The following is a 9,756-nucleotide window of genomic DNA, read 5'->3' on the forward strand; positions in this document are numbered from 1 at the left end:
CCCCGGTCACGGGAAGGGGCGGGGTGGGGAACAAGCCCGCCGCAGGCGCATCACCCCGCACCCGGGAACCCGTACCCCCACCCGCACCCCATCGGCTCAGCGCCGGGCCACGCCCTCCGCCCGCGCGGCGGCCGCCACCGCGGCGGTGACCGCCGGGGCCACCCGCTCGTCGAACGGCGACGGGATCACGTAGTCCGCCGCGAGCTCCTCGCCCACGACATCGGCCAGCGCGTTCGCCGCGGCGATCTTCATGCCCTCGGTGATCCGGGAGGCCCGGACCTGGAGGGCGCCCGCGAAGATGCCGGGGAAGGCCAGCACGTTGTTGATCTGGTTCGGGTAGTCGGACCGCCCGGTCGCCACGACGGACGCGTACTTGTGCGCGATGTCGGGGTGGACCTCGGGGTTCGGGTTCGCCATGGCGAAGACGAACGCGCCGGGTGCCATCGAGGCGACGGCGGCCTCGGGGACCGTACCGCCGGAGACGCCGATGAAGACGTCGGCGCCCGCCAGCGCGCTCTCCAGCGGGCCCGAGATCCCGGCCCGGTTGGTGAGCTCGGCCAGCTCACGCTTGACCTCGGTCAGGTCCTCGCGGTCCCGGCTCACGATGCCCTTGCGGTCGGCCACGGCGACATCGCCGAGCCCCGCCTCCAGCAGGAACTTCGCGATGGCGACGCCTGCGGCGCCGGCGCCGGAGATGACGGCGCGCAGGTCGCCGAGGCTCCGGCCGGACAGCTTCGCGGCGTTCCGCAGGGCCGCGAGCGTCACGACGGCGGTGCCGTGCTGGTCGTCGTGGAAGACCGGGATGTCGAGCCGCTCCTGGAGCTTGCGCTCGATCTCGAAGCAGCGCGGCGCCGAGATGTCCTCCAGGTTCACGCCCCCGAAGGACGGCGCGAGCCGGACGACGGTCTCGACGATCTCGTCCGCGTCGGTGGTCGCGAGCGCGATCGGCACCGCGTCGACGCCGCCGAACTGCTTGAAGAGGATCGCCTTGCCCTCCATCACCGGAAGGGAGGCCTCGGGTCCGATGTCACCGAGGCCGAGGACCGCGGTGCCGTCCGTCACGACGGCGACGACCTGCGACTTCCAGGTGTAGTCGTGGACCAGCTCGGGATTCTCCGCGATGGCGCTGCACACCTTGGCGACGCCGGGCGTGTACGCGAGGGACAGGTCGTCCTTGTCGCGGATGGGAACGGTGGCCTGCACGGCCATCTTCCCCCCGCGGTGGAGAGCGAAGGCCGGATCGAACGGCTCATCGGTGGTGCTGTCAGTGGTGCTGTCGCTGCGAGGATTGACGATCTCCGCTGCCATGGTGTTGACCCCTTAAGTCTTCATCGTTTGAGGGTGGCCACTCCTGGTTGAGGAGGGGTGGGCGGGCACCGCGTACGTTCCCTGCGTCGGCGGTTGGCCCGCACCGGCAGGGGGAAATACATACGCGCGGGCGCGCCGCACACGCGCCCTGAGCCCCGGATGAGGGGTGTAAAGGTCTTTCTTACCGGACGAACCGCTTCATGGACGAGTCCATATCGGTTCGGTGACGTGACTCATAGTCGAATATCTGGACAAGTCCGCCAAGCGAAGAAAGCGTCCACCAGTCGAGACGCGCCGCAGATCTTCCGGCGTGATGATGGAACTCCCACAGATGGTCCGGCCCCGCGTACCGGCCTCGTGAGGTTCGGGGATCGCCCGTTATCCGATTTTGACATGATCAGCGACCAGATTTAGCCAGTCCGAATGGCAAGATGCCCTAATCCCACAGGGGGGCGACATCCGAAGTCGTGTGTCCATACCGCCTGGCAACACCATCCCTCACCTGCCGGAGGCAACCCGATCATGACCGCAAGCTCCACTCGTCGCACGGCCGCGAAGTCCAGGATCGCAGCGGTTTGCGCCATCGCGGTCGCCGGCACGATGCTGCTGGCCGCCTGCGGCGACCAGACCAAGAACGGTCCGAGGAACTCGGCGTCGGCCCAGGCCCCGCTCGCCGGCCTCCTGCCCAAGGAAATCAAGGACAAGGGCGTCATCAAGGTCGGTTCGGACATCGCGTATCCGCCGGTCGAGTTCAAGGACAAGTCCGGCAGGACGGTCGGCATCGACCCCGACATCGGCGCCGCGCTCGGCAAGCAGCTCGGCGTGACCTTCCAGTTCCAGAACGGCACGTTCGACACGCTGATCACCGGTCTGCGCTCCAAGCGCTACGACCTGGCGATGTCCTCGATGACCGACACCAAGGACCGCCAGGAGGGCATCGACTCCGAGACGAAGAAGAAGGTCGGCGAGGGCGTCGACTTCGTCGACTACTTCAGCGCCGGAGTCTCGATCTACACCCGGAAGGGCGACGACCAGGGGATCAAGAACTGGGCCGACCTCTGCGGCAAGAAGATCGCCGTCCAGCGCGGCACCGTCTCGCACGACCTCGCCAAGACCGAGTCGAAGAAGTGCCCGGCCGGCAAGTCGATCGCGATCGAGACCTTCGACAACGACCTGGAGGCCCAGACCCGGCTGCGCAGCGGTGGCGCCGACGCCGGCTCCTCCGACTTCCCGGTGGCCGCGTACGCGGTGAAGACCTCGGGCGGCGGCAAGGACTTCCAGATCGTCGGCGAGCAGGTCGAGGCCGCCCCGTACGGCATCGCCGTCGCCAAGGGCAACGACCAGCTGACCAAGGCCGTTCAGGCGGCGCTGAACGCGATCATCAAGAACGGCGAGTACGACAAGATCATCTCGAAGTGGGGCGTGGAGGCCGGAGCGGTCACCGAAGCCAAGCTGAACGGCGGATCCTGAGCAGGCACCGGCGCTGAAAGGTTCTTCCTGTGACTGACATCGAGAAGACGGGCCCGGCCGACCAGCCGCCCATACCTCGCACCCCATCGTCCGGACCCGAGACGATCCGGGCCATTCCGGTCCGGCACTACGGCCGGTACGTCTCGGCCGTCATCGCCATCGCGGCACTCGTCGCGATCGTCTACGCCTTCAGCCAGGGCAAGATCAACTGGGGTGCGGTCCCGGACTACTTCTTCGACGACCGCATCCTCAAGGGCGTCACCCAGACCCTGCTGCTGACCGCGCTGTCCATGGTCATCGGCATCGTCGGCGGTGTTCTGCTGGCCGTGATGCGGCTGTCGAAGAACCCGGTGACCTCGTCGATCGCCTGGTTCTACATCTGGTTCTTCCGCGGCACCCCGGTCCTGGTCCAGCTGTTCGTCTGGTTCAACCTGGGCCTGGTCTTCGAGTACATCAACCTGATGCCGATCTACAAGGACTACTGGTCGAGCTTCATGACGCCGCTGCTGACGGCGCTGCTCGGCCTGGGTCTGAACGAGGCCGCGTACATGGCCGAGATCTGCCGCGCGGGTCTGCTCTCGGTCGACGAGGGCCAGACGGAGGCGTCGCACGCGCTGGGCATGAGCCATGGCAGGACCCTGCGCCGCATCGTGATCCCGCAGGCGATGCGGGTGATCGTGCCGCCGACGGGCAACGAAGTGATCAACATGCTCAAGACCACGTCGCTGGTGGCGGCCGTGCAGTTCTACGAGCTGTTCAAGTACGCCCAGGACATCGGGCAGGGATCCGGTGCCCCGGTCGAGATGTACTTCCTGGCCGCGGCCTGGTACTTGATCATGACCTCGGTGCTGAGCGTCGGCCAGTACTACCTGGAGCGGTACTACGCGCGCGGTTCGAGCCGCAACCTGCCGCCCACCCCGTTCCAGAAGGTCAGGGCCAACCTCCTGTCCCTCGGCCGCCCGAAGGGAGGCATGGCATGACCGCCACCGCCATGGTCAAGGCCGAGGGCGTACACAAGTCCTTCGGCGCCGCGCACATCCTCAAGGGCATCGACCTGGAAGTCGCCCCGCGGGAGGTCTTCTGTCTGATCGGCCCGTCCGGTTCCGGCAAGTCGACGTTCCTGAGGTGCATCAACCACCTGGAGCAGATCAACGCCGGCCGGCTGTACGTCGACGGCGAGCTGGTGGGCTACCGCCAGAAGGGCGACAAGCTCTACGAGCTCAAGGACAGCGAAGTCGCACGCAAGCGCCGGGACATCGGCATGGTCTTCCAGCGCTTCAACCTCTTCCCACACATGACGGCGATCGAGAACGTCATGGAGGCCCCCGTCCAGGTCAGGCGCGAGTCCAAGGCCGTCGCGAGGGCCCGGGCCGAGCGGCTGCTGGACCGGGTCGGCCTCGGCGACAAGGCGAGGAACTACCCCTCCCAGCTCTCCGGCGGCCAGCAGCAGCGGGTGGCCATCGCCCGCGCCCTGGCCATGGAGCCGAAGCTGATGCTCTTCGACGAGCCGACGTCGGCGCTCGACCCGGAGCTGGTGGGCGACGTCCTGGACGTCATGCGCGGCCTCGCGGAGGACGGCATGACGATGATCGTGGTGACCCACGAGATGGGCTTCGCCCGTGAGGTCGGCGACGCGCTGGTCTTCATGGACGACGGCGTGGTGGTCGAGTCGGGCCACCCGCGCGACGTGCTGACCAACCCGCAGCACGACCGGACGAAGTCGTTCCTGTCGAAGGTGCTGTAGCGGCGCGGAGAGAGGGCGGTACGGAGGACACCTCCGCACCGCCTCTTCCTCTTCCCTACTCCCTCTTCCCTACTCCCTCTGCCCTACTTCTTGGGCAGCAGCTCCGGGCTGAGCAGGAGCGCCCGCAGCTGGGCGCGGGTCAGCGGCGGCGTCTTCAGGAGCGGGCCCTGCGCCCGCTCGCCCTTGAAGCCGGTGCTGTCACGGACGGACAGCACGCCGCCGTCCTTGAAGGTGACCCGGCCGGTCAGCTCCCTGCCCCACTGCGGCTTGCCCTCGTAGTTCATCGGGTCGCTCCAGATCGTCAGCACCCGTCCGTCCGGCAGCTTCTCGTTCACGCAGTCCGGCATGGCCGGCACCCCGTGGTCGGGCTTGCACGGGTTGTCCCCCGCGACGGGGCTGCCGGTCTTCATGTAGCCGATGACGAGGTAGCCGACACCACCGTCTTCGCGTACCGAGAAGTGCCCGTCCAACGGTCCCTCCAGGTGCGGCATCTCCCGCTCGGAGGTGTCGCCCTTGATGACGACCGACAGCGAGACCTGATCGATGTCGCCGACGCTCTCGGGCAGCACCTTCGCCAGCTGCTTCGCCCGGCCGCTGTTCCCCGCGAGCTCGACCGGCGCGGCCACGGTGGTCTCCTGCGTCTCGCCGCCCTTCGGTGCCAGGTTCGGCACCGCGACGGCTCCGGCCGCGACCGCGGCGACCGCCGCGACCGAGACGGTGACCCGCCGCCGCAGCCGCACCCGGGCGGCCCCGGCGTACACCGTCCGGGTGGTGGTGGCCGGCTGTCCCGCGTCGTCCGCGGCCCGCCCCAGCAGCTCGTGCACGTCGTTGCTCATACCAATTCCTCCGCCATCTCGGCGCGCAGCGCCGCCAACCCCCGAGCCACGTGGCTCTTGACCGTGTTCTCCCGCATCCCGAGCAGCCCGGCCGTGGCCTCGACGCTCAGGTCCTCCCAGTAGCGCAGGACCAGTACGGCCCGCTGCTTGTCGGTGAGCCGGGCGAGTGCCGCCCGCACCGCCAGCCCGGTGTCCGTGTCCGGTGCCCGGCCGGCGCGGTCGGGCAGTTCGCCGTAGGACTGCTCGCGCCGCCAGAACCTGCGGCGGGATGCGATGAAGGTGTTGACCAGCGTCTTGCGCGCGTACGCCTCGATGTTGTCGAGCCGTCCGTACCGCCGCCCCCCGAGCACCACCTTGACCAATGTCGCCTGGACCAGGTCATCGGCCTCGTGCCGGTCGCCGCAGAGCAGATACGCGCTGCGGAACAGCGCGGTACGTCTGCCTTCCACGAAGGCGTGCAGCGCGGCATCGTCTTCGATCCGCATCGTCGGCGCCCCTCTCCGGGTCCGCGGGTGCGGACCGTCTCACCCTTCCAGTGCGGTGGGGTGCACGGCGGGTTGCGGCAACGCCAGGAAATAAATCATGGGCGGTACGGCCACCGGCCGTACCGCCCATGCCTCCTCCTACGCCGCTACTTCACGGCGAGCACCAGGGTGTCCGAGGGCGACGCCCAGACGGTCCGCGCCTCCCCGAATCCCGCCCCGCGCAGGGTGTCGATGTGCCACCGCACCGGGGGCATGTCGCCGTCCGCGTGCTCGCCGTAGATCTCGTACCGTTCGGCGGTCGGCCCGGCGAGGACCGGGTCCTTGGCGGCCAGCGCCCACCAGTCGGCCCAGTCGACCGCGCCGGCGGCCTTGGCGCGGTCCATGACGGCGTGCCGGTGGGCGCGTTCGGCGGCGTTGATCCGGGGTGTCGCGGTGTCGATCATGTGGTCCGCGTTCATGAACACCCCGCCGTCCCGGACGAGCCCGCCGATGTGCCCGTAGAGCGCGGTGAGGGGTTCGGTGTGCAGCCAGTGCAGGGCGGTGGCGGTGAGGACCGCGTCGTACGAGTCGTACGGCAACCGCCCGGCCCAGTCGGGGTCCTTGAGGTCGGCGGTGACGAAGGTGACGCGCTCGTCGCCGTCGAAGTAGCCGCGCGCGATGGCGAGCAGCGCCGGGTCGAGATCCACACCGGTACTGGTCGCTTCCGGGAACCGCTTGAGCAGCCTGTCCGTAATACTTCCCGTACCGCATGCGAGATCGAGCACCCTCGGCCGCGGCCCGACGAGGGCCTCGACCATGTCCAGCATCACCCGGAACCGCTCCTCGCGGTCGGGCATGTACCACTCCTGCTGCCGGTCCCAGCTCTCCTGCCAGGCCCGCCAGTCCATACCTGTCGATGTCTCAGCCACCAGGAACCTCCATGTAATACCCTGGACCCGAAAAGGCCCATTACATCGCTCGCTGCAACGACCATAGACCGACGCCGTAAGGACTACAAGTGGAACTGGCCTATTACTCGGACTACGCCGTGCGTCTGGTCAACACCGAGGAGCCGGCCCGCAACAAGGACTCCCTCACCTCCGTGGACGCGGTCCGCGAACTGTTCGGCGCCAACGGCCAGGCGGCCCGGCGGGCGACCGACGCGGACGTGACCCGCTTCAGGTCGGTACGGGCACGGCTGCGCTCGGTCTTCGAGGCGGCCGACGGCGGGGACGAGACACTCGCCGTCGACCTGCTCAACTCACTGCTGCTGGAGTTCCCGGTCAGCCCGCAGATCTCCGGCCACGAGACCCGGGACGAGGACGGAAAGCCGGACTGGCACATGCACCTGGCCGACCATCCGTCGAACGCGACGGCCGGGTACGCCGCCATCGCGACGATGGGCCTCGCCTTCCACCTCACCTCGTACGGGGTCGACCGGCTCGGCCTCTGCGAGGCATCGCCGTGCCTCAACGCCTACCTCGACACCTCGACCAACCGGTCCCGCCGCTACTGCTCGGACCGCTGCGCGACCCGCGCCAATGTGGCCGCCTACCGGGCCCGCAAGCGCCTGGAGACGGAACGGGCGGCCGACACCGGCCGCAGCGCGGAGACCACCCAGGCCACCACGCCCAGCACCGAGCGCTGATCCTTCTTCAGCGGCCGGTAGCGCGCCCGGACCCTGGCCAGTACGAACTCCTCGGGCACCGTCCCGTAGTCCGTGCTGTCCCCGCCCGCGAAGGTGTTGTCGGCCAGCACCCACCAGCCGCCCCGGCGGCGTTCGGCGGCCCGCTTGACCACCAACAGGTCCTGCTGGAACGGATGCCGCAGAATCACCACGTCCCCGGGGCGCACCGCCGCCCCGTACTGCACCAGCAGCCAGTCCCCGTGATGGAGCGTGGGCACCATCGACGGCCCGGTCACCTCCACCACCTGGAACGGCACACGCGCAGCCAGCCCTCGCCCGGGCTGCTCCTGCGTCAGCTCAGGCACCTCCGGCACCTCCCGCATCTCTCCGGCACCTCCCCGATCCGTCCAGTACACCGTCCCGTACAGCGTTACGTACATTCGGCCACTGGTCCCATCCTCGCCCTGGACTTTTGGCCTAAGCCCATGGGGGCACCCACGAAAACACGTCTCTCACGGAGTAATGTCCCACCTGAGAAGACGATCACGAGGAAGGACAGCTCAATGCTTTCCCGCCTGTTTGCCCCCAAGGTGAAGGTCAGCGCCCACTGCGACCTGCCCTGCGGCGTGTACGACCCGGCCCAGGCCCGCATCGAGGCGGAGTCCGTCAAGGCCGTCCAGGAGAAGTACCAGGCCAACGAGGACCCGCACTTCCGGGCCCGCGCGGTGGTCATCAAGGAGCAGCGCGCCGAGCTCGCCAAGCACCACATCTCGGTGCTGTGGAGCGACTACTTCAAGCCCCCGCACTTCGAGAAGTACCCGGAGCTGCACCAGCTGGTCAACGACGCCCTGAAGGCCCTGTCGGCCGCGAAGGCCTCCACGGACCCGGCGACGGGCCAGAAGGCGCTGGACTACATCGCCCAGATCGACAAGATCTTCTGGGAGACCAAGAAGGCTTGATCTCTGGCCAGGCCGTCTGACCTGCGGTTTCGCTGGTCATGTCGCCTACCTGTCCGCACCCGGTCCGCAGGCCGCCGAGCACGGCGTCCATGACGGCCCGGGTGCGGTCTTCTTCGCCCGGCCACAGGTGCGCGTAAATCCGCAGGGTGATGACGGCGGACGCATGGCCGAGGACGAGCTGGACTTGTTTGACGCTGGCCCCGCCGCCGATGAGCGCGGAGGCGTAGAAGTGCCGCAGGTCGTGCGTCACCAGGTGCGGCAACGTGACGGACTTGCGCTCCGCTCGCCCGGCCACCTTGTTCTCCTCCGCCTGGAGCGCCCTGCGGGCGCAGTTCCACTCGGTCTTCCAACGTCGGTAGTTGAGCGGCTTCCCCTCCTCCATCGTGAACAGCCACTCCGTGGAGGGGCGTGCGGCGAGGTGCCCGAGGAGCGCGTCGGTGACAACCTCCCCGACCGGAACCGTCCGCCGCGACTTGACGGTCTTCGGCGGACCGACCTTCCCCGACTGGAGCCGCTGCCGCTCCACGCGGATGCTGCCGGACTTGAAGTCGACGTCCGACACCTTGAGGCCGAGCAACTCCCCTATCCGCAGACCTGATCCGGCAAGCGTGACGACAGCCGCGCGGATGTACGGCGGCATCACGCGCGCCATGGCCTCGACCTGGGCGACGGTGGGCGGGGTGACCTCCTCGTCCGGCATGACCGGAAGGGTGATCCGGCGGCACGGGCTGGAGGCGATGACCTTGTCGTCCACGGCCGCCGTCATGACGCGTACGAGGACGTCGTGGACGTTCCGGACGCTACCGGGGCCGAGCTGGTCGGACAGGTGCTTGAAGAGCACCTGTATGTCGTTGCGGCGTATTGCCGCCAGCGAGCGGGCGCCCAACGCCGGTACGAGGTGGAGCCGCAGCGCATTGTCCGTGATGCGCTCACCCGCCTCGCTCGCAATGAGCGAGCCCTGCCACCTCTCGGCGTACTTCTCGAAGGTAATGCGACCGGCACGCGGGTCGACGTACTGACCGGTGACCACGCTGGCCGTGACCTCGTCGAGCCAGCGCTGGGCGTCGAGCTTCCGATCGAAGTGGCGGGCGTGCTCCTTGCCGTCGAGGTCACGGTATCGGGCCCGCCATTTGCCGTTGGGACGCTTCTGGATGTTCGCCAAGTGGCTTCTCCTTCGTGCTGGTTGTCAGTAGTGGCCCCCGTCCTCGATGTCGCCGCTGAGGACGCGGGCGTCCCGCTCGTCGCCCATGAGGGGGTCTGTACGGTCAACGGTGTAACTCCCGAGCTGGAAGCGACAGTTGATGACTGACGTGATGAGTGACATCGAGGCCGGGGAGGCCGCCGTGGA

The 9,756-nt window shown here is 68.5% G+C and carries 10 protein-coding genes and 1 pseudogene; 5 read left to right on the forward strand and 6 right to left on the reverse strand.

What is annotated here, in order from left to right; genetic code table 11:
• Positions 1-96: 96 nt before the first annotated feature.
• On the reverse strand, positions 97-1,308 hold the full coding sequence (locus ABZ622_RS35270; RefSeq protein WP_360550351.1) for an NADP-dependent malic enzyme: 1,212 nt from the start codon (positions 1,306-1,308) through the stop codon (positions 97-99).
• 522 nt (positions 1,309-1,830) lie between these two features.
• Between ABZ622_RS35270 and ABZ622_RS35275 the strand changes: the two genes are divergently transcribed.
• The 3 genes from ABZ622_RS35275 to ABZ622_RS35285 are packed head-to-tail and all read left to right on the forward strand — an operon-like array spanning position 1,831 to position 4,522.
• A complete protein-coding gene (locus ABZ622_RS35275) occupies positions 1,831-2,778 on the forward strand; it encodes an ABC transporter substrate-binding protein (RefSeq protein ID WP_360550353.1) in 948 nt (315 codons plus the stop codon).
• Between the two features lie 29 nt (positions 2,779-2,807).
• Complete coding sequence (locus ABZ622_RS35280) at positions 2,808-3,758, forward strand: amino acid ABC transporter permease (RefSeq protein ID WP_360550357.1); 951 nt, start codon at positions 2,808-2,810, stop codon at positions 3,756-3,758.
• The gene (locus ABZ622_RS35285; RefSeq protein WP_360550359.1) at positions 3,755-4,522 is read left to right on the forward strand and encodes an amino acid ABC transporter ATP-binding protein; all 768 of its coding nucleotides are present in this window, start codon (positions 3,755-3,757) and stop codon (positions 4,520-4,522) included. Before ABZ622_RS35280 ends, ABZ622_RS35285 begins: the two co-directional genes overlap by 4 nt.
• An 83-nt stretch (positions 4,523-4,605) precedes the next feature.
• Here the strand turns inward: ABZ622_RS35285 and ABZ622_RS35290 are convergent, their stop codons facing one another.
• From ABZ622_RS35290 to ABZ622_RS35300, 3 genes are all read right to left on the reverse strand, one after another.
• Positions 4,606-5,358: a hypothetical protein gene (locus ABZ622_RS35290; protein WP_360550361.1), complete on the reverse strand. Its 753-nt coding sequence runs from the start codon at positions 5,356-5,358 to the stop codon at positions 4,606-4,608.
• Positions 5,355-5,843 (reverse strand): SigE family RNA polymerase sigma factor, encoded by a 489-nt coding sequence (locus ABZ622_RS35295; protein WP_360550363.1) that lies wholly within the window; start codon positions 5,841-5,843, stop codon positions 5,355-5,357. The genes ABZ622_RS35290 and ABZ622_RS35295 overlap by 4 nt, the downstream gene beginning before the upstream one ends.
• 146 nt (positions 5,844-5,989) lie before the next feature.
• A complete protein-coding gene (locus ABZ622_RS35300) occupies positions 5,990-6,751 on the reverse strand; it encodes a class I SAM-dependent methyltransferase (RefSeq protein ID WP_360550365.1) in 762 nt (253 codons plus the stop codon).
• A gap of 89 nt (positions 6,752-6,840) precedes the next feature.
• On the opposite strand from ABZ622_RS35300, the gene ABZ622_RS35305 reads away from it, so the two are divergent.
• Positions 6,841-7,470, forward strand: a complete 630-nt coding sequence (locus tag ABZ622_RS35305) for a CGNR zinc finger domain-containing protein (RefSeq protein WP_360550367.1) — start codon at positions 6,841-6,843, stop codon at positions 7,468-7,470.
• Here ABZ622_RS35305 and sodX read toward each other — a convergent pair.
• Positions 7,374-7,832: a nickel-type superoxide dismutase maturation protease gene (sodX, locus tag ABZ622_RS35310; RefSeq protein WP_360550369.1), complete on the reverse strand. Its 459-nt coding sequence runs from the start codon at positions 7,830-7,832 to the stop codon at positions 7,374-7,376. The two genes, ABZ622_RS35305 and sodX, sit on opposite strands and share 97 nt — an antisense overlap.
• A 180-nt stretch (positions 7,833-8,012) precedes the next feature.
• Between sodX and sodN the strand changes: the two genes are divergently transcribed.
• Complete coding sequence (gene sodN, locus ABZ622_RS35315) at positions 8,013-8,408, forward strand: superoxide dismutase, Ni (RefSeq protein WP_072483792.1); 396 nt, start codon at positions 8,013-8,015, stop codon at positions 8,406-8,408.
• Between the two features lie 52 nt (positions 8,409-8,460).
• On the opposite strand, the pseudogene ABZ622_RS35320 reads toward sodN, so the two are convergent.
• A pseudogene (locus ABZ622_RS35320) lies at positions 8,461-9,570 on the reverse strand (site-specific integrase); the annotation flags it as partial.
• Between the last annotated feature and the right edge of the window lie 186 nt (positions 9,571-9,756).

The organism is Streptomyces sp. NPDC007164, from assembly GCF_040634135.1.
GTDB classification, from domain to species: domain Bacteria; phylum Actinomycetota; class Actinomycetes; order Streptomycetales; family Streptomycetaceae; genus Streptomyces; species Streptomyces sanglieri.